At 63.7% G+C, this 405-nt stretch carries 1 protein-coding gene; it reads right to left on the reverse strand.

The window, feature by feature from the left end:
* A partial coding sequence (locus tag EPD66_RS22250) for a GTP-binding protein (RefSeq protein WP_255448615.1) occupies window positions 1-405 on the reverse strand: 405 nt, incomplete at both ends.

Raw genomic sequence — 405 nt, forward strand, 5'->3', positions numbered from 1 at the left:
AAGTCGTAGGAAGACAGCAGCTCGCGCACTTCCAGCTCGACCAGGTCCAGCAGTTCCGGATCGTCGACCATGTCGACCTTGTTCATGAACACCACCAGGGCCGGCACGCCGACCTGACGGGCCAGCAGGATGTGCTCGCGGGTCTGGGGCATCGGGCCATCGGCGGCCGAAACCACCAGGATGCCGCCGTCCATCTGGGCCGCGCCGGTGATCATGTTCTTCACGTAGTCGGCGTGGCCGGGGCAGTCCACGTGGGCGTAGTGGCGGTTCTCGGTCTCATACTCGACATGGGCGGTCGAGATGGTGATGCCGCGAGCCTTTTCTTCCGGGGCCTTGTCGATCTGGTCATAGGCGGTGAAGGTCGCACCACCCGTTTCGGCCAAAACCTTGGTAATCGCAGCGGTC

The sequence above is a fragment of the Telmatospirillum sp. J64-1 genome (genome assembly GCF_006980715.1).
Lineage (GTDB): Bacteria > Pseudomonadota > Alphaproteobacteria > Rhodospirillales > Magnetospirillaceae > Oleiliquidispirillum > Oleiliquidispirillum nitrogeniifigens.